Source organism: Micromonospora sp. L32, from assembly GCF_052068055.1.
Classification (GTDB): Bacteria; Actinomycetota; Actinomycetes; order Mycobacteriales; family Micromonosporaceae; genus Micromonospora; species Micromonospora purpureochromogenes.
On the sequence record NZ_JBQHDD010000004.1, the window covers coordinates 365,268 to 386,993 of the forward strand.

Below are 21,726 nucleotides of genomic sequence, written 5' to 3' on the forward strand. Positions count from 1 at the left end.
GCCTCACCGGAGGTGGTGCTGGGGGGAAGCGAGGATCGCCCGCGCGACGGCGGTGACGGCCCCGTTGAACGTCGCGTCGACCTTGGCGCCGGCCGGCACGCCGGCGACACCGAGGATCAGCGCCTTCTCCTTGGCGCTCAGCTTCTGGTGCACCAGCCGCTGGGCGAGCGCGTCCACGTACGCCCCGGCGGTCGCCGGCGGCTTCGCCACCAGGTTCTCCGCGCTGGTGTAGGTGAACTCGGTGCGGTGGCCGTTGAGCAGGTCGCCGGCCTCGTTCCAGCCGTTGACCATGGTGCCGGCCGAGGTCCAGGCGACGTAGACGTCCGGGTAGCCGTCCGGCGTGGGCTGGCCCATCGGGTACTGGCCGAGCTCGCGCAGCTTGTCGTGGACCTGGCGCAGCCCCCGGGCGAACGCGGGGCGCCCGCCGTCGGACTTGAAGCCCCGCGACGCCTCCGGCCGGACGTTGAGGGTCCGGTAGGTGGCGATCAGGTACTCCATCGGCCGGCGCACCTTCTGCCCCACCGCCGCCCAGAACTCCGAGGAGCTGAAGAGCGTCATCAGCAGCGGCTTCACCATGCCCTTGTTGACCGTGTACGTCTTGGCCAGCCGGTCCACCAGGGACTTCGGCGGGGTGTCCGAGACGAACCGGGTGGCGAGGCTGCGTGCCACGTACTGGGCGGTCGACGGGTGCAGGGCGATGTAGCGGAGGTACGAGTCGATGACCGCGTCGGCCTTCTTCGGGTCCGCCGAGGCGTTCGCGTGGCTGAAGCCGAGAATTTTGACCTTGCCGAGGTAGTGCTGGTCGGCGCGGAAGACATACTTGCCGTCCTGGACACCGCGGCCGGTCTGGAGCATGGCCGCCTGCCGCACGTCCTTCTCGGTGTAGCCGCCGTCGACGCCGACCGAGTACAGCTCGAGGTTCTCCCGGGCAAGGTTCTCGTTGATGGCGTCCTTGCGGGAGTCGTTCTGGCTCAGATAGAGCAGCAGCGCGGGGTGCTTGTTGGCGGCGACCAGCATGTCCGGGTAGCTGCCCAGCGCGTTGGCCCGCACGACGTCCCGGTCGAACGAGTTGCGGTAGACCTCGCCGCCGTCGAAGTCGGCGGCGACGTGCAGGAAGTCGTTCCAGAAGTCGACCATCACCTCGAAGAGCTGCCGCTCGGACCAGATCTGGCGGGCGATGGTGGCGTCCACCATCTCCTTCTCCGGCTGCACGCCCTTGTCGTTGAGCTGGTCGCGCTGCTCGCGCAGTTGCACCGGGCTCAGCTTGAGGCTGGGCAGTTCGGCCAGTTTCAGCTCGGCCGGGCTCGGCGCGATCTTCTCCGGGTCGAGCTGCCAGCGGAGCCAGCCGTCGATGCCCATCCGGCGGATGTCGGCGAGGGTCCTGGGCGAGGCGCCGAAGGTGGCCCGGCTGGCGAGGTGCCGTACCGGGTCCTTGGCCAGCACCGTCTTCACCGTCACCGGCGTCTCCGCCGCGGCGGCGGCCGGGCCGGAGAAGGTCCGCCCGCCGGTGGGGGCGTTCTTCTTCAGCGCCGCCCCGGCCCGGGAGCCCATGTAGCTCTCGTTCTGCTCGGTGTAGGTGCGCACCGTGCTCGCCTGCTGCCCGCTGGGACGGGCGGCGGTGCCGTCGGTGACGGTGGTGCCGGTGGCGTCACCTGCCACCGCGCCGTCGCCGCCGAAGAAGCCGCGCACCGACGAGTTCATCGCGAGGGCGGCGCCGCCGGCGACCACGGCGGCGGTGCCGCCGATCGCGGCCAGGGCGCGCCGCCGGCCGACCCGGCCGCCGGGCTCGTCGCCGTCGTCCAGTGGGGGCAGTCCGGTGCCGGCCGGCTGGTGGAACGACTGCCGGCCCAGGCCCTCCGGGCCGACCCACTGCGGGCCGCGGGGGGCCGGCTGGGTGGCGTACCCGGCGTGCGGCTGGCCGGGGTCGACCTGGCCCTGGTACTGCACGGCGTACGGGGTGGAGCGGTGGACGTCGCGGTATCCGTCCGGGGTGGGGTGTTGTCCAGCAGTCCAGCCGCGGTCTTCCCACGGTCCGCGCGGTGGCACATTCTGGTCGGCCATGCACCAATCCCGATTTCTTCAAGGCGCCGACACGCTGCGACCGGAGCGGGGCGGAGGGTGCGGCGACTGTTGCCTGAGGGGGTTGGTACGGGAAGGTAACCAAGGGGTGGGGGGCCTTCAAGGCGCTCACCAGCGGCTCCGGACGGCACTTAAGACACCGCTCAGCGGGCCCTCCGGCGGCCCGGTTTCCGCCCTGCCGGGCACCGACGTCCGGAGCAGGGGCGACTCTTTCCCCCAGGGCCGGGACGTAACGTTTCCGGCCCACGCGACGCTTTTAGCCGCGTTCAGAGGCACAGCGAAACTTAAGGAAGGGATAAGCCTGTGCTGAGCCGTTCCTGACCCGCGTCCCCGCCACCCCACCGGCGGCGCAAAGTGGCAGCAGCGGGAGGGCGTGAGCCGCCGCAACAGCGGGTAAGCCGCCGGACCGCTGAAGCCGTGAGGGGAAGGCATCGCCATGCTCAGCAAAGAGGATCAGCGCAGATTCGAACAGATCACCCGGCAGCTCCGGGAGAGCGACCCGAAGTTCTTCGCGAGACTCGACCATCGGGCGCGAGCCCGACGCGGGCGCTGGCTGATGATCCTGACGATCGTGCTCTGGGCGTCACTGCCGGCGATGACCGTGCTGGCCGGACGCATGGCCGGGGCGATCTGCGCCGTCGTACTGGCGGCCAACGCCGCCCTGATGTGGCGCTTCCGCCGCCGCTGGCTATGACCCGCCGGCCACCACGGCCCGGCACCGGCGCCACGTCGCCCGGATCGAGATCGTGGGCGGTCGGCGCCCAGTGCGGACGGCGACTGTCCACGATCCGCCGCGGGCGGCGGGGTCAGGAGCGGCCGAAGGTCCGGTACGCCCGGCGCAGCCGCTCCAGCAGACCCGGGCCGCCGATGGCCGGCGCGGGCGCGCCGAGCTGCCGCAGCAGCAGCTCGGGGCCGGTCGCCAGGGTGGGCGGCCGGTCCGGCAGCGGCACCGGCGGCAGCCAGAACCGGTCCACCGCCTCGTCCAGCGGGATGGCGGGCAGTCCGGCGAGCACCCGCGCCGCCCCGGCGGCCGGAACCGGTTCCTTGCCGGATGTCGGGCCGGCGATGGCCGCGTCCGGCGTGCCGGTGTCCGGACCGGACGGTCCGGGCGTACCGGCGGGGTCGGTCGCGCCGGCGCGCAGGGCACGCAGCCGGTCCAGCAGCTCGGCCCGGCCGCGGCCGCGCCAGTGCAGCAGCTGGAACGGGTCCGCGTCGAACGCCTCGGCGAGCAGGTAGAAGGTCGCCGCCAGGTGCTTGCAGGGCACCGCGAAGTCGGGGCAGCTGCACCGCTGGGTCAGCTCCGCCACGCCGCTCGGGAAGAGCGGGGCGCCGGCGTCGGCGAACACCTCCTCCAGCTCGGCCGGAAGGTCACCGGCGAGCAGCCGGGCGCTGAAGAACGCCTGCGCGGCGAGGTTCCGCTCGACCCGCTCCCAGAGCGTCGCCGGGAACACCGGCAGCTCGATGCCGACCCGGTACGGCTCGGCCCGGGAGCCCTGCACGGTGGCCTCGACCCGGCCGGGCGTCACGTCCAGCCGCAGCACCTGGCCCTTGCGGGCGTACGACCGGCCGCGGGTCAGCCGGGTGCCGAGGGCGAACGACTCCAGCACCTCCAGGAAACGCCGCGACCACCAGGAGACGCCGATCGCGCCCCGGGTGCTGCGCGCCTTCAGCCCGCCGTCGACCCGCCGGGGTGGTCCGAAGTCGGCGAACCGGCCGGCCGCGCCCGCGTCGCCGTCGGGCGCCGGGTCGCCGGGCGGTGGCGTGCGGTCGGGGCCGGTCACTCGACCACCGCCCCGGCCTCCAGCGCGAACAGCTCGCGCAGCTGGGCGGTGGACAGCTCGGTGACCCACTGCTCGCCGCTGCCGACCACCGAGGCGGCCAGGCTGCGCTTGTCGGCGATCATCGCGGCCACCTTCTCCTCCACCGTGCCGGCGCAGACGAACTTGCGTACCTGGACCCGGCGACGCTGGCCGATCCGGAACGCCCGGTCGGTGGCCTGGTCCTCCACCGCCGGGTTCCACCACCGGTCGACGTGGACGACGTGGTTGGCGGCGGTCAGGGTCAGCCCGGTGCCGCCGGCCTTGAGCGACAGCACGAAGATCGCCGGACCGTCCGGCGACTGGAACCGGGTGACCATCGCGTCCCGGTCCGCCTTGCCGACCCCGCCGTGCAGGAAGAGCACCTCGCGGCCGAACCGGGCCGACAGGTGCCCGCGCAGCATCCCGCCGAACTCGGCGTACTGGGTGAAGAGCAGGGCCTTCTCCCCCGCCGCGAGCACCTCGTCGAGGATCTCCTCCAGCCGTTCCAGCTTGCCGGAGCGCCCGGGCAGCGCCGAGCCGTCGCGCAGCAGCTGCGCCGGGTGGTTGCACACCTGCTTGAGTCGGGTCATGGTGGCCAGCACCAGGCCGCGCCGCTCCATCCCGTCGCTGGACTCGATCTTCGCCAGCATGTCGTCCACGATGGCCCGGTAGAGCGACGCCTGCTCCGCGGTGAGGTTGCAGAGCACCTCCATCTCCAGCTTCTCCGGCAGGTCGGAGATGATCGAGGAGTCGGTCTTCAACCGGCGCAGCACGAACGGGCCGGTCATCCGGCGCAGCCGGGCGGCGACCTCGGCGTCCCCGTGCCGCTCGATCGGCACCGCGTACGCCTTCCTGAAACTGGCGGCCGGGCCGAGCAGCCCCGGGTTGGCGAACTGCATGATCGACCAGAGGTCTGCCAGCCGGTTCTCCACCGGCGTACCGGTGACCGCGACCCGGTGCCGCGCGGGCAGCGACCGGACCGCCTCGGCCTGCCGGGTCGAGGCGTTCTTGATCGCCTGCGCCTCGTCCACCACCACCCGGTGCCAGCCGACCGAGGCGAGCGCGACGGCGTCCCGAGCCGCCACCGAGTAGGTCGTCACCACCAGGTCGGCGGCGTGCACCGCCTCGGTGAACTCCGCGCCGCGTGCCCGGTCCGCGCCGTGGTGCACGTGCACCCGCAGCCCGGGGGTGAACTTCGCCGCCTCCCGCTGCCAGTTGCCGACCAGCGACATCGGGCAGACCAGCAGGGTCGGCCCGGCCGCCGGCGGGTCCCCGGCGAGCAGGGCCAGCAGCTGCACCGTCTTGCCCAGCCCCATGTCGTCGGCGAGCACCCCGCCGAGCCCGAGCGACTGGAGGAAGGCCAGCCAGGCCAGCCCGCGCCGCTGGTACGGACGCAGGGTGCCCTTGAAGCCCGGCGGCGGGTCGAGCGGGGTGAGCCGCCGTTCGGCCTCCCCGGCGAGCAGGTCACCCAGCGGACCGTCGGCGGTCACCTCCAGCACCGGCAGCGCCTCGGGCCGGTCGGCGCCGGACAGGCCGAGCCGGAGCAGGTCGGCGACGGTCAGCTCGCCGGAGGACCGCAGCAGCCGCAGCCCGGCGGCGAGCCGCTTCGGGTCCAGCTCCACCCACCGGCCGCGCAGCCGCACCAGCGGGGTCTTCAGCGCGGCCAGCGCGGCCAGCTCGTCGGCGTCCAGCGTCTCGTCGCCGAGCGCCACCTCCCACCGGTAGTCGACCAGGGCGTCCAGCCCGAGCCCGCCGGCGGCGCCGGCGACGGTGCCCGGGGCGGTACGCCCCCGGGCCTGCAACCGGGCGCCGAGTCGCGTCGACGGCCGCTGCCACCAGGAGGGCAGCAGCACCCCGAAGCCGGCGGCGTGCAGCACCGGTGCGCCGTCGCGCAGGAACCGGTGCGCGCCCTCGGCGTCCAGCTCCAGCTCCTCCGGGGCCGGGGTGCGCAACGCGGCGTCCAGCGCGGGCCAGAGCCGGCCGGCCCGGCCCAGCTCGGCCAGGAGGGTCTCCTGCGGGTCGTCCCGCCGGCCGGCGAGCGCGGGTACGGTCTCCGGCGCCCGCCAGACCTGGGCGGCGTCGACGTGCAGGCTCGGCTCGTCGGCGGCCTGGAGGCCGAACTCGACCCGCCAGCGGCCGGCGGGCCGGACCACCGTGGCCGGGTCGGCCGGCACCACCACCAGCGGTTCGACGATCTCCTCGGCCGGCGGCTCGACCAGCCGGAAGCTGGCCCGTACCGCGCCGCCGGCGGCGTCGCGCTGCCAGTCGTCCAGCTCGGCGCGGAGGGTTGCCAGCGCGGCGGGGTCGGCGGTGAACTCCCGGTCCGGCCCGGACAGCGCGGTCAGCCAGCCGGCGACCACCCCGTCGCGGCGCCCGCCCCGGGCCAGGTCGGTGTCGGCCAGCGCGGCCCGGGCGGCAGCGTCGGTCAGCGCGTCCAACGCGTCGGCGACCAGCGCGCCCGGCCCCGGATCCACCGGCCCGGCACCGCCCGACGCGGCGGACCGGGCGGCCGGAGGCAGGGCCAGCGCGAGCGAGCGGGCCCAGCCGGCGTCGGTGCCGGTGAGCAGTGGCCGCCAGAGCGCCCGGGCCACCGCCACCGCGCCGCCCTCGTCCGCGGCGGGCTCGGCCAGCCCGGGCAGCAGCCGCCCGCGGGACACCAGGTCGACCGCGAACTCGGCCAGCTCGGCGAGGTGGCGCAGGGTGGCGCCCGGCACGGCGGCGGCCCCGTCGAGGCCGCGCAGCAGGGTCAGCGCCTCGTCCGGGGCGTACGTCAGGACGGGCACCCGCCACCCGGCCAGGGTGACCGGACCGCGGACCGGTTCGGCGACGGTGGTCCGCACCAGCTCGGGCGAGTCCAGCGGGGATCCGGCCCGGGTGGGCAGGGTGAGCGGCAGCGAACCGGCCTCGGCCGGGACGTCGCCCAGCGCGGCGGCGAGCGTGGCGTGGCCGGCGGCGAACGGGTGGGCGCGCTCGCGCGGGGCCCGGCCGGGCCGGCGCGGCGCCCGGGCCGGCGCGGTGCTGTCCTCCGCCCAGACGGCGAGACCGACGCCGACCAGCCACAACCCGTGGATGACCAGCACAGCGCTCTCCCCCTCGTCGACGCCCGGCCCAAGGATAGGCGGCGGTCACCGGCTAGCGTCGGCGCCATGTTCGACCTGCTCGTGGTCGGCGGCCTGGGGGTGGATCTGCGGGTACGGGTGCCCGCGATCCCGCCCCCCGCCGCCGACTCGCTCATCGTCCCGCCGATCGAGGCCCGGATCGGCAACACCGGCGCCGGGGTGGCCCTCGCCGCGCACGCGCTCGGGCTGCGGGTCGCCCTGGTGGACGTGCTCGGCACCGATCCCGCCGGCCAGGTGGTGCGCGCGGCGCTGGCCCGGACCTCGGTGCACACGGTGCTGGTCGACAACCCGGGCGGCACTCGGCAGTCGGTGAACCTGGTCGACCCGGCCGGCCGGCGGATGTCCCTGTACGACCCGTCCCCCTGGACCGGCGCGGCGGCGCCGTTCGCCGACGACGAGCTGGCGAAGCTGGTGCGCGACGCCGCCCACGTGCACGTCTCGATCATGGACTGGGCCCGGGACCGGCTGCCGGTGCTGCGCGCCGCGCTGCCCGACGGGGTGCCGCTCTCCACCGACCTGCACGACTGGGACGGGCAGAACCCCTACCACCGTCCGTTCGCCGAGGCCGCCGACCTGGTCCTCGTCAGCGGCGTACAACTGGGCGACCGGGCCCCGACGGTGGGCGCCGGGCTGGCGCCGCGCACGGTGGTGGTGACCCGGGGCGCGGACGGCGCCGACCTGCATCCGGGTGGCGGCGCGCTGGTGCGGGTGCCCGCCACCGTGCCGGCCGCGCCGGTGGTGGACACCAACGGGGCCGGGGACGCCTTCGCCGCCGGGCTGGTCGCCGGCCGGCTGCGCGGCGCGGCGCTGCCTGAGGCGGCGGCCTACGCGGCGGCGGTGGCCGCCGCGGCCTGCACCCACGACGGGATGGAGTACCCGCCGGGGCTGCTGCCGCGCGGCTGACCCGGAGCACGCCGGTCAGCTCGCGGCGGATCCTGGACCGTGACCCCGGCCCGTCCGGGCCGCTGCCGGCAAATCCTGCGGTGCGGCGATCGCCGGGGCAGGATGGGCCCATGGCATCAACGGTGCGGATCCCGCTGGCGGACGGTCCGGCGGACGGCGAGTCGGTCGTCGTCGAGCTGGACAGCAACAACCGTCCGCCGCTGACCCATCACCACCTCGGCCCCGAGGGGCTGGCCGACGCGCAGATCTACGAGCTGGAGTCCGTCGGCGGCGAGTACTGCTACCGCTGGCGCGGCCCGGCGGTCTGAGCGGTCCGGGGTGGCGCCGGCGGTCAGGCTTCCATCCGGGCCAGCGCCCGGGACCGCAGGCTCTCCAGCACGGCCTTGGTGACCTGCGAGGTGCCCCGGGCCTGGTCGCAGACCTCGGCGACCAGGCGGGCGGTGGACTCCGCCCGGGACTCGCGTTCGTCCCAGAGCCGGTCGACCTCCGCGAGCAGCGGGCCCTCCACCTCCCGCTCCACGCCCCGCAGCGCCGGCACCCCGAGCCGCTGGGCCAGGTCGAAGACCTTTCCCGCGTACGGCAGGGGAAGGAACGGCGTGCCCGCCATCGCGGCGAAGATCAGGAAGTGCAGCCGCATGCCGACCGCCAGGTCGAAGTGCCGCATCAGGCCGAGCACCTGTCGGGGCGAGTAGTCGCCGTGCAGCACCCGGCCCCGGTCGGCGGCGATCATGTGGGACATCACGCCGTGCGAGTGCCGGATGTCGTCGCGCTCCATCGGGACGAAGAGGACGTAGGCGTCGATCCGCTGCACCAGGAAGTCGCCGATCTGGGCGATCAGCCGGTGGTACCCGTCGATGTCGAGCCGCTCGGCGGCCCGGCCTGGCTCGCGGACGCTCAGCCCGACCAGGCGCTTGCCGGCGGGCACGCCCTCCTCGCGCAGCAGCTCGGCGGGGAAGTCCTCGGGTTCCAGCAGGAACGCCGGGTCGGCGGTGACGGTGATCGGATTGAGCAGCCCCGCCTCCTCCAGCACCATCCGGGACTCCTGGTCCCGCACGGTCACCTCGATGGCGTCGGCCAGGGTCTCCCGGACCATGCCGGTGTCGACCCCGTCGCTGAGCGGTCCCACCCCCACCGCGTACGTCAGCAGCGGCAGACCCCGCTCCTGAGCGACCCGGACGACGCGCAGGTAGCGGCGGGCCTCCCGGTCGTACAGGATGCCGCCGCCGCCGAGGATCAGCAGGTCGAGCTGGCCGAGCACCTCCGCGGAGTCGACCCGACTGACCCCCTCCCAGGGCACCGCCTCCACGTCCGGGTGGGCGAGCGCGGTGTGCGACGGGTTGCGGGAGAAGACGATGATCCGGGCGTTGGGTTCCTGTTCACGCAGGTCGGCCAGGAGACCGGTCAGGATCGCCTCGTCGCCGAGGTTGCGTCCGCCGTACGAGCCGAGCACACCGATGGTCAGGCTGGCGCCGTCCCTCATCCGTCACTCCTCCCGGGGTACGTCGCAGGCGGTTTCCCGTTGCGGCCGGTGGCATACCTCGGGCGCACCGGGCGGCGGGGGTGTGCTCAGGCGCGGGCGACCAGCCGGGACACCAGGGCGGAGACCACCTCGTCCGGGTCGAAACCGGCGTCGATCGAGGTCGTGAGGAGGTCGAGCAGGAGCCCGTCCAGCGCGTAGTGCAGCAGGGCCACCTCGAACGCCCCGCCGGGCAGCCCGGCGGCGACGTGGAACGCGACGTCGTCGCGGTAGCCGCGGCGCAGCGTGTCGCCGAGGATCCGGGCCAGTTCCGGCCGGCGCACCGCCTCCAGCCGCAGCTCGATCAGCGCCCGGGTCAGCTCCGGCTGGGCGGTGGTGCGCTCGACGATGTAGCGGACGTAGTCGGTGAACAGTTCCAGTGACGGCTCCCGGGCGCCCAGCTCGGCGAGGGTGCGCTCGTCCGGGGCGAACCGCTCCATGATCCGCTCGCCGAGCGCGCCGAGCATGGCGTCGCGGGAGCGGAAGTAGTTGGAGGCCGTACCGAGCGGAACGGCGGCCTCGGCGTCCACGGCGCGGTGGGTCAGCCCCCGCGCCCCGGTCGCCGCCAGCACTCGCAACCCGGCGTCCGCCAGCGCCGCCCGCCGTTCCACGTTTCTCGCCACGGAATGACCCTAGCGCAAACCACGACAGGTGTTGTAGTTTCTCAACCACGACAACCGTAGTGATTGAGGAGTTCGTTTGCGCAAGCTCGTGTACTACGTCGCCAGCACGCTCGACGGCTTCATCGCCGCTCCCGACGGGTCGTATGACTTCATCCCGCTCGATCCCGACGTGTTGGAGCACCTGGTGGCGAACTGGCCCCAGACGTTCCCCACCTTCACCCACGAACGGTTCGGCATCGACCGGCCGCAGGGCCGCTTCGACGCGGTGGTGATGGGCCGCGCCACCTACGACCCGGGGCTCGCCATCGGCGTCACCAGCCCGTACGCCCACCTGACCCAGTACGTCTTCTCCCGCTCGCTGCCCCCGGCGGACTATCCGGACGTGCAGCTCGTCGACGCCGACCCGGTCGAGTTCGTCCGCGAGCTGAAGCGGCGCGACGGCGGCGACATCTGGCTCGCCGGCGGTGGACAGCTCGCCGGCCAGTTGCTGCCCGAGGTCGACGAGCTGGTGGTCAAGCTCAACCCGTTCCTGATCGGCCGGGGCGTGCCGATCGTGGACCGGGAGTTCGACCCGCGCCCCTTCCGGCTGGTGGAGACCCGGCCCTTCGACAGCGGGGTCGTCGTGCTGCGCTACCTCGCCGCGTAACGCGGTTGCCCGCCGGCCCGGCGCTGCACCACGCTGGACGGATGGGTGAGCTGGTGAGGACCCGGATCGGCTGGGCCGACCTGCCCGACCACGTCCGGTCGGCGGTGCAGGACGTCCTCGGCGACCGGGTGGTCGAGGCGGTGTCCCAGCCGGGCGGCTTCTCCCCCGGCACCGCCGACCGGGTCCGCACCGCCGACGGACGGCGCGCCTTCGTCAAGGCGGTCAGCCGGGCGCGGAACGCCCACAGCGTCGCGCTGCACCGCGCCGAGGGGGCCGTCGCCGCCGCGCTGCCGCCGTCCGCCCCGACGCCCCGGCTGCTCGGGCGCCACGACGACGGCGAATGGGTGGCGCTGGTCTTCGCGGACGTCGAAGGCCGGCACCCGGCCACCCCCTGGCGTGCCGACGAGCTGACCGCCGTGCTCGACACGCTGGCGGCGATGGCCGCGGCGCTCACCCCCGACCCGGTCCGGCACGCGCCGACCGCCGTCGAGCGGCTGACGTACGACTTCACCGGCTGGGACCGGATCGCCGCCGACCCGCCCGCCGACCTCGACCCGTGGGCCCGCGCGCACCTGGACGACCTGCGCGCCTCGGCCGCGCGGGGGCTGGCCGCCCTCGACGGCGACACGCTCTGCCACATCGATCTCCGGGCCGACAACCTGCTCGTCGATCCGGCCGGCCGCGTGACCGTGGTCGACTGGCCGCACGCCTGCCGGGGTCCGGCCTGGTTGGACACCGCGCTGCTGCTGGTCAACGTCGCGCTGCACGGCGGGCACGACACCGAAGCGCTGCTGCGCCGGCTCCCGCTGACCGCCGTCGTCGACCCGGACGCGCTGACCGGCGTCTACGCCGGCCTGGCCGGCTTCTTCACCGACGGCGCCCGGCAGCCGCCCCCGCCGGGCATCCCCACCGTCCGGGCCTTCCAGCAGGCCCAGGCGGACGCCCTGCTGCCCTGGGTACGCCGCCGACTGGGCTGATCAGCAGGTCGCCGACCGGCACGACACCGGTCCGGGCCCGTGGCACCATGACCTGTGATCCACCCGGGAGGAGCCGTCAGGTGAGCGACGTGGACATCCCGCCGGCGGTCGGCGCGCCCGCCCGGCGGGCGTTGGCCGGCGCGGGCTGGACCCGGCTGGACCAGCTGACCGCCGTCACCGAGCGGGAACTGCGGGCCCTGCACGGCATGGGACCGAAGGCGATCGGCGTCCTGCGGGCGGCGCTGCGCGATCGCGGCCTGAGCCTCGCCGGGGAGCAGGCCGACACCTGACCACCCGAACGAGGCGTCCGATCGCCGCCAGACCTCCGGCCCCTCCGCGCCGATGCTGAGCTGCATGACGACGACACTTCTGGACGGCAAGGTGGCCCTGGTGACCGGCGGCGGGCGGGGCATCGGGGCGGCGACGGCACTGCGCCTCGCCGCCGACGGCGCCGACGTGGCGGTGACCTGGCAGCGCGACGCCGAGCGGGCAGCGACGGTGGTGAAGCAGATCGAGGCGCTCGGCCGGCGGGCGATCGCCGTGCGGGCGGACAGCGCCGACCCGGCCGCGCTGCGGGAGGCGGTGGACCGGACGGCGGACGAGTTGGGCCGGCTGGACATCCTGGTCAACAACGCCGGGGCCTTCCTGGTCGGCGCGATCGACGAGTTCACCGCCGACGACCTGGAGCGCACCATCGCGGTCAACGTCCGGGCGCCGTTCGTCGCCGCCCAGGCGGCCGTGCGGCACATGACCACCGGGGGCCGGATCATCTCGATCGGCAGCAACGTCGGTGAGCGGGCGGTCTTCCCCGGCCTGGCCGCGTACGCCATGAGCAAGACCGCGCTCACCGGGCTGACCCGGGGCCTCGCCCGCGAGCTGGGGCCACGGGGCATCACCGTGAACCTGGTCGTCCCCGGGCCGACCGACACCGACGCCAACCCCGCCGACGGACCGAACGCCGACGCCATCCGAGGGTTCACCGCCCTGGGCCGGTACGCCGCGCCGGAGGAGATCGCCGCCACGGTGGCCCACCTGGCCGGCGACGACGCCGGCTACGTCACCGGTGCGGTGATCGCCGTCGACGGCGGCTTCACCAGCTGAGCCCGGGGGGCGGATGGCGCGGCGCCGGAGGGCTGAGCCGGTGCCGCGGCGTCCCCCCCGGCGCTCAGGGCGAACCGAACCACGAGCGTGATACCTCAGCGGCATATTGATACCTCTGAGGTATCACCCGCTCAACGGTCACCCGGGCCCATCAGCTCGGGTTCGGTCACCCGGGGCGGTGATCGGTGTCGGAGCCGGGACCGGCCCCGAGCGGGCCGGAGCCGGCCGGGTCGCTCACTGCGGTGCGCGGACCTCGTGGGTGAGGAACGGCAGGACGGCGGCGGGCAGGGCCGGTGCGGCGACGATGTCGTAGTGGGTGAGGCCGGGCAGCACGGCCAGCCGGGACGCCGGCCGGTCGGTGCCGTCCCAGCCGGCGTCCCGCCGGCCGCCGCCGAGCAGCCCGAAGAACTCCGCCATGTGGGTGACCGGGATCGAGTCGGCGTCGGCGTAGACCAGCATGGTGGGCACGGTGAGGGCGGCGACCTCGGCCGACCAGTCGTACTCGCGGCGCAGCAGGTCGCCACCCTTGGCCCAGAGCCGCGGCCAGTCCTCGGGGCGGGGCGCGACCCGCGCGTACAGCTCGTGTGGGGGCGTGCCCCGCATCCGCTCACCGACCCGCTCGTCCTGGCCGGCCATCGCGGCGAGCACCTCGGGATACCAGCCCTGCCGCCGGCACGGGGTGGAGACCAGCACCAGCCGCCGGATGAGCCCAGGATGCTGGATCGCGGTACGCAGCGCCACCCCGCCGCCGAGGGAGTAGCCGAGCAGGTCGACGCCGGGCAGGTCGAAGTGCCGCAGCAGCGCCGCGACATCCTCGGCCATCGTCTCGTACCGCAGTGGACGGTCGACGTCGGCAGTGCGCCCGTGCCCCTGGAGGTCCACGGCGATCACCTGCCGCCGCTGCGCGAGGACGGGCAGGACCGGGGCGAACATCTCCACCGCGCCGTACCCGCCGTGCAGCAGCACCAGCGGCCGGCCGCTGCCGTGCGTCTCGTACCAGAGGTGCAGACCGTTGACGTCCGCGTAGCTCACCGGCGGTGCCTCCCGTTCGTCCCCGTGCCGCCCCCATCCTGACAACGCCGTACGACACCGCGCGGGCACCGGTCACGAGATGCCCCCGGAGACGGTTTCCGGTCGGACCCGTCGTCTAGCCTCGGCTCGTGGCCGTCCACGAGCTCTCCCGCATCGACGCGCGCCGCATCGCCGTGCGGGCACAGCTCCTGGACAGCTCGCGGCCGGCCCACCTGCTCGACCTGGTGCGCCGCCTGACGCTGCTCCAGATCGACCCGACCGCCGCCGTCGCGCCGAGCGCCGATCTCGCGGCGTGGAGTCGCCTCGGGTCGTCGTACTCACCCGCCGAAATGGAGGCGGCCCTGGCGGACCGGACCCTGCTCGAACTTCGGGCGATGATCCGGCCCGCCGAAGACCTGGCCCTCTACCGCGCGGAGATGGCCGAGTGGCCCGGGCGCGGGGAGCGGCGCGACTGGCAGGAGGCCAACCGGGACTGGGTACGGGCCAACGACGCGTGTCGGCGCGACATCCTCGACCGGCTCGGTGCGATGGGGCCCCTGCCGTCACGCGATCTTCCGGACACCTGCGCGGTGCCGTGGAAGTCGAGCGGGTGGACCAACAACCGCAACGTCACCCAGTTGCTGGAGTTCATGGTGCGGCGGGGCGAGGTCGCGGTCGCCGGGCGGAAGGGCCGGGACCGGCTGTGGGACCTGGCGGCGCGGGTCTACCCGGCTGGTGGGAAAGGTCGACGCCACCGTCGACCGTGGGGCCGGGGCGCTCCGGGTCGACGCGATCCACGAGGACGTCGCCTTCGACCGGGCCGTGACCGCCGCCGTCCGGGGTGAGCTCAGGGATCTGGCCGACTGGCTCGCACTGGATCTCGTACTGCGGTGAGTGGTGGGCGCGGCAGGTTTCGAACCTGCGACCCCCCGCTTGTAAGGCGGGTGCTCTCCCACTGAGCTACGCGCCCGGAACGCCCCGTACGGCGGGCCGGAGGGTGGCAAGCTTACCTGCCGGCCTCCGGCCCGGTCGAACGGTGTGCCCGGTTAGCGGCTGTCGGGCGTCAGGCGGCGACGGCCTCCGCGAGGGCCTTGCGCCAGCCCTCCTGGTCGCGCGCCTCGCCCGGCATGTTCATCTCGGCGAAGCGGACGACGCCGGCCTTGTCGATGACGAAGGTGCCCCGGTTGGCGATGCCGGCGACGTCGTTGAAGACGCCGTACGCCTGGGCGACCGCCCCGTGCGGCCAGAAGTCGGCCAGCAGCGGGAACTGGTAACCCTCCCGCTCGGCCCAGATCTTGTGGCTGTAGACCGAGTCGACGCTGACGGTGAGCACCTGGACATCGTCGTTGACGTACTCGTTGAGGTTGTCCCGCACCTCGCACAGCTCGCCCTGGCAGATGCCGGTGAAGGCGAGCGGGTAGAAGACCAGCAGCACGGTGCGCCTGCCCCGGAAGTCCGAGAGCCGGACCTCCTGGTTGTTCTGGTCCTTGAGCACGAAGTCCGGCGCCTCGGCGCCAACCTCGATGGGCATGCGAGCTCCTTGGGTTGAGTCTGGAGGTGGCAACAGCCTGCCACACCCGGCGGCGACCGCCGGCGGGCCACAGGCGGGGGGCTACTTCTTGCCCTTGGACCCCCGCCGCAGCACCAGGCGGGCACCACTCCAGTCCCGGCCGGCGTTGATCGTCGAGGTCTGCTGGAGCCCGGCGGTCTGCGCCGACTCGGCGACCTCGCTCGGCTCGACGTGTCCGTCCCGGCCGGCCTTCGGGGTCAGCAGCCACACGACTCCGGCGTCGGCCAGCGGGCCGAGGGCGTCGACGAGGAGTTCGAAGAGGTCACCGTCGCCGTCGCGGTACCAGACCAGCACCGCGTCGACCACCTCGTCGGTGTCCTCGTCGACCAGATCTCCACAGCGGTCGGTCAGGGCGTCGCGGAGATCCTGGTCGACGTCGTCGTCGTACCCCATCTCCATGACGACCATCCCCGGCTCGATCCCGAACCGGTCCGCCAGGCTGCGTACCCCGTCGGCGGCCTGACCTGCGGTCGCGCTCACTGTCGCGTGCCTCCTCATCTCATCCCTGCTCGCGGCGTCGGGCGACGCCGTCAGGCAAAGTCCACACAGTTGCGGGCCCACGCGCAAGTGGCGCACCGGGTGGAACGGAATTTACCGTGCCAGCAGCGTACGGGCACCCTGGGTAATGGCTTCCTCGGAGACCAGAACCTGACGGGCGGCCGGACCTAATGGTACAAACGAGTCGACTCCGGCTACTCGTCGCGCGGCACCCACATATCCGGCGTCGACCAGCGCCGCGATGATCCCCTCGCCGACGCCGCCGGACCGGCGTGTCTCGTCCACCACCAGCACCCGGCCGGTCGCCGAGGCCTCGCGGATGATGTCCGCCACCGGCAGCGGGGCCAGCCACCGCAGGTCCACCACCCGGGTGCCGATCCCCTCGTCGGCCAGGACGGCGGCGGCCCGCAGCGACATCCGCACCCCGTTACCGAAGGTGAGGATGGTGACATCCTGGGCCGAGCCGACGCCGTAGACCCGGGCGCGGCCGATCGGCACGTGCCCGGCCGCCCACCCGCCGGGCTCCGCGTACTGCCCCAGCCACTCGCCGTCGCCGGGTTCGTACAGGTCGCGGGTGTGGTAGAGCGCGATGGGCTCCAGGACGACGCAGACGCTGCCGTCCACCGCCGCGGCGGCCAGGCAGGTGCGCAGCAGCGGCGCGGCGTCGTCCGGCCGCGCCGGCACCGCGATCACCAGGCCGGGCACATCCCGGAGTACGGCCACCGAGTTGTCGTTGTGGAAGTGCCCGCCGAACCCCTCCTGGTACGCCAGCCCCGGCACCCGCACCACCATCGGGTTGCGGAACGCCCCCTGCGAGAAGAACTGCATGGTGGCCGCCTCGCCGCGCAGCTGGTCCTCGGCGTTGTGCAGGTACGCCAGGTACTGGATCTCCGGCACCGGCAGCAGCCCGGCCAGCCCGGCGCCCAGGCCCAGCCCCAGCACGGAGGTCTCGTCGAGCAGCGTGTCGAAGACCCGCGCCGGGCCGAACTTCTCGCGCAGCCCCTTGGTCACCCCGTACACCCCGCCCTTGGCGGCGACGTCCTCGCCGAAGACCGCCATGTGCGGATGGGCGAGCAGCCCGTCGGCCAGGGCCGCGTTGATGCTCTGCGCGAGGGTGAGCGGGCCGGCCAGCTCCGGCGGCTTGCCGCCGAACGCCTCGACGCGGGCGCCGGCCGCTGACCCGCCGGCCCGCGCCGCCACCTCCGCCACCGCCGCGGCGACCCGGGCCGGCCGGCGGGGCGCGAGCGGGGCCACCACCTCGGCCGCCGTGGCGAGCTTGGGCTCGTCGAGCACCTCCTCGGCGATCCGGCGGATCTGCCAGCCGCGCTCGTCGTAGCGGGACAGCAGTTCCCCGCCGGTGGCCAGCCCCGCCTCGACCAGCAGCCGGGCGGTGGCGAGCAGCGGGTCGCGCGCCTCGTCGGCGGCGATCTCGGCGGCGCTGCGGTAGGCGCTCTCCGCGTCCGCGCCGGCGTGCCCCAGCAGCCGTACGGTGCGCAGGTGCAGCACCGCCGGCCGCCGGTGCCGGCGCACCCAGGCCGCCGCCTCGACAGCCACCCGGTACGTCTCGACCGGGTCCGCGCCGTCGGCGGCGAACCAGCGCAGCCCGGGCCGGGCCCGCAGGGTCCGCTCGACCCAGCCCTGCGGCGAGCGGACGCTGATGCCCAGCCCGTTGTCCTCGCAGACGAAGAGCACCGGGATGCGCAGCCCGGTGTGGTCGTACCAGCCAGCGGTGTTCAGCGCGGCGGCGGCGCTGGCGTGGTTGACCGAGGCGTCGCCGAAGGAGCAGACCACGATGGCGTCCCGCGGCCAGGGCGAGCGCGGCGGGGCGTCGGCGCCGTCCCGACGGCCGGCGGTCTCCACCCGGCGCAGCCGCTCCAGGGCCAGACCCAGGCCGACCGCCCGGGGCAGGTGCGAGGCGATCGTCGAGGTGGTGGGCACCACCGCGAGGTCGGCCCGGCCGAAGACCTTGTGCCGGCCCCCGGCGAGCGGCTCCCGCGTCGAGGCGACCATCCCGCGCAGCACGTCCCGCGCGGCGGCGGCGTACGCGTCCGGCTGGACCGCACCGAACGCCGGGTCGCCCGAGGTCGCGCCGCCACCGGCAGCCGGGTCGGCGTCGGTGGGGTCCGCGACCGGGTCGGCGGGGGCGGGGACCGCCTCGGCGGTGCCGTCCGCGCCGACCTGGTAGGCGGCCGCGCCCGTGGGTGCACCGCCGACCAGGGACGGGTCCGGGCGGGTCGCCCCCTCGTCGGACGGCTCGTCACCCGACACCGGCGACGTGGCGTGATCGGGGGCGCCGGAGGTGGGCGTGGCCTCGTCGCCGCCGGCGGCCGGGAACTCGCCGGCGGCCCGGGCGGCGCGGACGCAGTAGAAGGCGCCGGAGCGGTAGTGCAGCAGGGCCGGATCGGTGGGACGCAGCGCGGCGGCGACGGCGGCGTTGGCCTCGTGCCCGGCCGAGCCGATGGTGTAGAAGCCCTCCCCGAAGCTGCGCAGCCAGCGGCCGGCCAGGTCGAGCTGGCGGCTGGTGACCTGGGCGTCGAAGAGAGCGAGCAACTGGTGCCCGGTCAGCGCGGCGCCGTCGCGGACCGGCTGCGCCGGGTCACGTCGCCGCTCGGGCTCGGGCAGCGCGCCCAGGCTCTCCCGGAACCGGTCGTCGAGATGCTGCGGGGTGGTCACGTCGATCAGCATTACCGACGGAGGCCAGGGTCGCCCACTCGGACACGATCCGCCCGGCCGGGCTCACTCCGGGCCGCACTGCTCCGGGCAGCCGCCGTCGGAGACCTTCCACACCAGCTCGCGCAGGGTGGCCAGCTCGTCGGTGCTCAGGCCGGCGAGCAGTCGTGAGTCGCTCATCACCCGGTGCACCCGCTCCCGCATCCGGCGGCCGGCGTCCGTCACGACCAGCGTCTTCTGCCGCCGGTCGGCCGGGTCGACCCGGCGCTCGACCAGCCCGGCCTGCTCCAGCTTGTCGACCAGCGCGGTCACGTTGGACCGGTCGCAGCGCAACTGCTCGGCGAGGTCGCGGGCGGGCAGGGGCCGGTCGGGGTCCAGCTCGTCCAGGGCGCGGGCCGCCGCCGGGGTCAGCCCCAGCTCGCCGATTTCGACGTCCTGGTAGTGCCGGATGGCGGAGGCGATGTGCATGATCCGGCGCACCGCGTCCCCCGCCAGCCCGGAGCGGTCGCCCAGGTCGGATCCGGTGGCGGCGGTGCTCTGCGTCATGTCTCACATCCTACTTGCGGGCAAATAGTTGAGCAGCTCTACTATTGGCAAGCTCACGCATCTCAACCGAAAGGCTCCACCATGTCCGACCTCACCGTCCTCGCCATCTCCGGCAGCCTCCGCGAGGCGTCGTTCAACACGGCGCTGATCCGGGCCGCACAGCGGCTCGCCCCGGCCGGCCTGACCATCGAGCAGTACACCGGCCTCGGCGCGATCCCACCGTTCAACCAGGACGTCGAGGCCGAGCCGTCGGCGGCCGTGCTGGACCTGCGGGAGCGGATCGCGGCGGCGGACGGCCTGCTCATCGCCACCCCCGAGTACAACTACGGCGTACCGGGCGTGCTGAAGAACGCCCTCGACTGGGCGTCGCGCCCCAGCTTCCCGATCACCTCGTGGGTCTCCCCGCTGGCGCACAAGCCGATCGCCATCGTCGGCGCCGCGCCGACCGGGATGGGCACCGTCCGCGCCCAGCTCCAGCTGCGGCAGCTCTTCCTCTGGACCGACTCCGCGGTGGTCACCAAGCCGGAGATCATCGTCACCAACGCCCACGAGAAGCTCACCGAGGACGGCGCGGTCAAGGACGAGACGACCGAGACGCTGCTGCGCGCCCTCCTCGACGCCCTGGTCACCAAGATCCGCGTCACCCAGCTCGCCGCCGCCACCGCCTGACCCGCCACCCACCCCTCCCCGGGCGCACTTTCACGGAAAGCGTGGCCATTCGACGCGGAATGGCCGCGCTTTCCGTGAAAGAGGGCGCCGAGGCGGCCCCGGGGAAGGCGGCGTCGGGATCACCGGGGTGGACGTTCTGCTGTTCCTCAGGTGTCGGCGGGGTGGGGCGCTGGGCGTCACCTGGCGGTCACGCACGCTCGCGACGCTTCCCGGGTCGGTACGGAACCGGACCCTGGGGAGGAAACATGGCACTGTCCCGACGTGCTGTTTTGATCACCGGCGCGACGCTCGGTGCGGTCGGCGCGACAACCGGCCTGCCCGCCGCGGCCGCCGCCGGCGCGGACCACTCGGCGGGACCGGTCGGCGGGGCCACGTTCCGCCGGCTGGCCTGGCCGTTCACCCTCGGCGTGGCCTCCGGCGACCCCGACCACGAGGGCTTCGTCCTGTGGACCCGGCTGGCGCCGCAGCCGCTGGCCGAGGACGGCCTCGGCGGGATGCCCCGCCGGCCCGTGGAGGTGCGCTGGGAGGTCGCCGCGGACGAACGCTTCCGGCAGGTGGTCCGGCGGGGCACGGCGACCGCCCGCCCCGAATCGGCGCACAGCGTGCACGTCGAGCTGGCCGGTCTGCTGCCCGGCCGGGAGTACTTCTACCGCTTCCACGCCGAGGGGCACACCTCACCGGCCGGGCGGACCCGGACCGCCCCGGCGCCGTGGACCCTGCCCGCCGCTCTGGCCATGGGCTTCGTCTCCTGCTCGCACTATGAGCAGGGCTGGTTCACGGCGTACCGGCGGCTGGCCGAAACGGAGCCGGAACTCATCCTGCACCTGGGCGACTACCAGTACGAGTACGCGCGGGAGTTCGGGCCGAACCGGCCGCGCGGCCACGAGGGCCCGGAGACCCGCACGCTGGCCAACTACCGGCAGCGGCACGCCCAGTACAAGAGCGACGCGGACCTGCAGGCCGCGCACGCGGTCGCTCCCTGGGCGGTGGTCTTCGACGACCACGAGGTGGAGAACAACTGGGCCGACGAGGTGCCCGAGACGCCGGACCCGGACTTCCCGGCCCGGCGGGCGGCGGCCTTCCAGGCGTACTACGAGAACATGCCGCTGCGCCGCAGCTCGGTGCCGCGCGGCATCGACATGCAGCTCTACCGGCGGCTGCGGTGGGGCCGGCTGGCCACCTTCCACCTGCTCGACACCCGGCAGTACCGCGACGACCAGGCCTGCGGGGACGGCTACCGCGACTGCGCGGCGGCGGCCGACCCGGCCCGGTCGATCACCGGCGCCGAGCAGGAGGCCTGGCTGCTCGACGGGTTCCGCCGCTCCGAGGCCCGCTGGGACCTCCTCGGCCAGCAGGTCTTCTTCGCCCAGCGCGATCGGGACGCCGGGCCGGTCACCGTGACCAGCATGGACGCCTGGGACGGGTACGTCGCCTCCCGGGACCGGATCACCCGCGGCTGGGTCGCCGCCGGGGTGCGCAACCCGGTGGTGCTCACCGGGGACGTGCACGCGCACTGGGCCAGCGACCTGAAGCTGGACTACGCCGACCCGACCTCGCGGACGGTCGGCAGCGAACTGGTCTGCTCCTCGGTGACCTCGGGCGGCGACGGCTTCGACTCCGCCAGCGGCTCGCACCCGTGGCTGAAGACCAATCCGCACCTGCGCTTCCAGAACAACCTGCGCGGCTTCGTGCGCACCACGATCACCCCCGGCCAGCTGAAGGCCGACTTCGCGGTGCTGCCGTACGTGAGCCGGCCGGACGCGCCCGCGTACACCCGGGCCTCGTTCGTGATCGAGGACCGGGTGCCCGGACTGCACCAGACGTACGACCGGCCTCCCGCGCCCACCGCCCGCCTGGCCCCCGCCATCGACCAGGACCGCTACACGGTCGACACGGAGACCTCGCGCCCCTGACCCCGCCGCCCCCGCACCCCCGGGGCGCCCTCTGGGCGCACTTTCACGGAAAGAGTGGCCATTCCGCGCGGGATGGCCACTCTTTC

Annotated in this window: 20 protein-coding genes and 1 tRNA gene; 10 read left to right on the forward strand and 11 right to left on the reverse strand. The window is 74.4% G+C overall.

The features are described from left to right. Positions 1–3 precede the first annotated feature (3 nt). Positions 4–2,061, reverse strand: coding sequence for a DUF1800 domain-containing protein (locus ACTMTB_RS13605; protein ID WP_441145537.1), 2,058 nt, complete (start codon positions 2,059–2,061; stop codon positions 4–6). Between the two features lie 454 nt (positions 2,062–2,515). Here ACTMTB_RS13605 and ACTMTB_RS13610 point away from each other — a divergent pair, with 454 nt between their 5' ends. Further along, positions 2,516–2,773 (forward strand): DUF3040 domain-containing protein, encoded by a 258-nt coding sequence (locus tag ACTMTB_RS13610; protein WP_179801196.1) that lies wholly within the window; start codon positions 2,516–2,518, stop codon positions 2,771–2,773. A 112-nt stretch (positions 2,774–2,885) separates the two neighbouring features. On the opposite strand, the gene ACTMTB_RS13615 is transcribed toward ACTMTB_RS13610, so the two are convergent. Together ACTMTB_RS13615 and ACTMTB_RS13620 are read right to left on the reverse strand one after the other, a co-directional pair. Beyond that, the gene (locus tag ACTMTB_RS13615; protein ID WP_441145920.1) at positions 2,886–3,749 is read right to left on the reverse strand and encodes an SWIM zinc finger family protein; all 864 of its coding nucleotides are present in this window, start codon (positions 3,747–3,749) and stop codon (positions 2,886–2,888) included. Between the two features lie 107 nt (positions 3,750–3,856). Beyond that, positions 3,857–6,958 carry a DEAD/DEAH box helicase gene (locus tag ACTMTB_RS13620; protein ID WP_441145539.1) on the reverse strand — a complete coding sequence of 1,034 codons (3,102 nt, stop codon included), beginning with the start codon at positions 6,956–6,958 and terminating at the stop codon, positions 3,857–3,859. Positions 6,959–7,024: 66 nt separating this feature from the next. Between ACTMTB_RS13620 and ACTMTB_RS13625 the strand changes: the two genes are divergently transcribed. Together ACTMTB_RS13625 and ACTMTB_RS13630 are read left to right on the forward strand one after the other, a co-directional pair. Beyond that, positions 7,025–7,900: a carbohydrate kinase family protein gene (locus ACTMTB_RS13625; RefSeq protein ID WP_441145541.1), complete on the forward strand. Its 876-nt coding sequence runs from the start codon at positions 7,025–7,027 to the stop codon at positions 7,898–7,900. 110 nt (positions 7,901–8,010) lie between these two features. Further along, positions 8,011–8,208, forward strand: a complete 198-nt coding sequence (locus ACTMTB_RS13630; protein ID WP_441145543.1) for a hypothetical protein — start codon at positions 8,011–8,013, stop codon at positions 8,206–8,208. Positions 8,209–8,231: 23 nt separating this feature from the next. Here the strand turns inward: ACTMTB_RS13630 and ACTMTB_RS13635 are convergent, their stop codons facing one another. Then, complete coding sequence (locus ACTMTB_RS13635) at positions 8,232–9,380, reverse strand: polysaccharide pyruvyl transferase family protein (RefSeq protein WP_441145545.1); 1,149 nt, start codon at positions 9,378–9,380, stop codon at positions 8,232–8,234. A gap of 86 nt (positions 9,381–9,466) precedes the next feature. Continuing rightward, positions 9,467–10,039 carry a TetR/AcrR family transcriptional regulator gene (locus tag ACTMTB_RS13640; RefSeq protein WP_441145547.1) on the reverse strand — a complete coding sequence of 191 codons (573 nt, stop codon included), beginning with the start codon at positions 10,037–10,039 and terminating at the stop codon, positions 9,467–9,469. A 76-nt stretch (positions 10,040–10,115) separates the two neighbouring features. On the opposite strand from ACTMTB_RS13640, the gene ACTMTB_RS13645 reads away from it, so the two are divergent. The 4 genes from ACTMTB_RS13645 (at position 10,116) to ACTMTB_RS13660 (ending at position 12,763) form a co-directional block, all read left to right on the forward strand. Continuing rightward, a complete protein-coding gene (locus ACTMTB_RS13645) occupies positions 10,116–10,685 on the forward strand; it encodes a dihydrofolate reductase family protein (RefSeq protein WP_441145549.1) in 570 nt (189 codons plus the stop codon). 41 nt (positions 10,686–10,726) lie between these two features. Next, positions 10,727–11,662 (forward strand): phosphotransferase family protein, encoded by a 936-nt coding sequence (locus ACTMTB_RS13650; protein WP_441145551.1) that lies wholly within the window; start codon positions 10,727–10,729, stop codon positions 11,660–11,662. An 80-nt stretch (positions 11,663–11,742) separates the two neighbouring features. Further along, positions 11,743–11,952 carry a DNA-binding protein gene (locus ACTMTB_RS13655; protein WP_441145553.1) on the forward strand — a complete coding sequence of 70 codons (210 nt, stop codon included), beginning with the start codon at positions 11,743–11,745 and terminating at the stop codon, positions 11,950–11,952. A gap of 64 nt (positions 11,953–12,016) precedes the next feature. Continuing rightward, the gene (locus ACTMTB_RS13660; RefSeq protein ID WP_441145555.1) at positions 12,017–12,763 is read left to right on the forward strand and encodes an SDR family NAD(P)-dependent oxidoreductase; all 747 of its coding nucleotides are present in this window, start codon (positions 12,017–12,019) and stop codon (positions 12,761–12,763) included. A gap of 234 nt (positions 12,764–12,997) precedes the next feature. On the opposite strand, the gene ACTMTB_RS13665 is transcribed toward ACTMTB_RS13660, so the two are convergent. After that, the gene (locus tag ACTMTB_RS13665; RefSeq protein ID WP_441145557.1) at positions 12,998–13,795 is read right to left on the reverse strand and encodes an alpha/beta fold hydrolase; all 798 of its coding nucleotides are present in this window, start codon (positions 13,793–13,795) and stop codon (positions 12,998–13,000) included. Positions 13,796–13,923: 128 nt separating this feature from the next. On the opposite strand from ACTMTB_RS13665, the gene ACTMTB_RS13670 reads away from it, so the two are divergent. Next, a complete protein-coding gene (locus ACTMTB_RS13670) occupies positions 13,924–14,619 on the forward strand; it encodes a hypothetical protein (protein WP_441145559.1) in 696 nt (231 codons plus the stop codon). Between the two features lie 50 nt (positions 14,620–14,669). Here the strand turns inward: ACTMTB_RS13670 and ACTMTB_RS13675 are convergent. The 5 genes from ACTMTB_RS13675 to ACTMTB_RS13695 form a co-directional block, all read right to left on the reverse strand. After that, positions 14,670–14,744 (reverse strand) — tRNA-Val (locus tag ACTMTB_RS13675). Between the two features lie 93 nt (positions 14,745–14,837). After that, positions 14,838–15,305 (reverse strand): peroxiredoxin, encoded by a 468-nt coding sequence (locus ACTMTB_RS13680; protein WP_210776123.1) that lies wholly within the window; start codon positions 15,303–15,305, stop codon positions 14,838–14,840. Between the two features lie 81 nt (positions 15,306–15,386). Beyond that, positions 15,387–15,824, reverse strand: coding sequence for a DUF3052 domain-containing protein (locus ACTMTB_RS13685; RefSeq protein ID WP_154942662.1), 438 nt, complete (start codon positions 15,822–15,824; stop codon positions 15,387–15,389). Between the two features lie 111 nt (positions 15,825–15,935). Further along, entirely contained in the window at positions 15,936–18,527 is a 2,592-nt protein-coding gene (locus ACTMTB_RS13690; protein ID WP_441145561.1) for a transketolase C-terminal domain-containing protein, read from the reverse strand. A gap of 51 nt (positions 18,528–18,578) precedes the next feature. Beyond that, complete coding sequence (locus ACTMTB_RS13695) at positions 18,579–19,058, reverse strand: MarR family winged helix-turn-helix transcriptional regulator (RefSeq protein ID WP_210776121.1); 480 nt, start codon at positions 19,056–19,058, stop codon at positions 18,579–18,581. 81 nt (positions 19,059–19,139) lie between these two features. Here ACTMTB_RS13695 and ACTMTB_RS13700 point away from each other — a divergent pair, with 81 nt between their 5' ends. Next, a complete protein-coding gene (locus ACTMTB_RS13700) occupies positions 19,140–19,727 on the forward strand; it encodes an NADPH-dependent FMN reductase (protein ID WP_441145563.1) in 588 nt (195 codons plus the stop codon). Positions 19,728–19,972: 245 nt separating this feature from the next. Beyond that, positions 19,973–21,640, forward strand: a complete 1,668-nt coding sequence (locus ACTMTB_RS13705; protein ID WP_441145565.1) for an alkaline phosphatase D family protein — start codon at positions 19,973–19,975, stop codon at positions 21,638–21,640. The last annotated feature ends 86 nt before the right edge of the window (positions 21,641–21,726 follow it).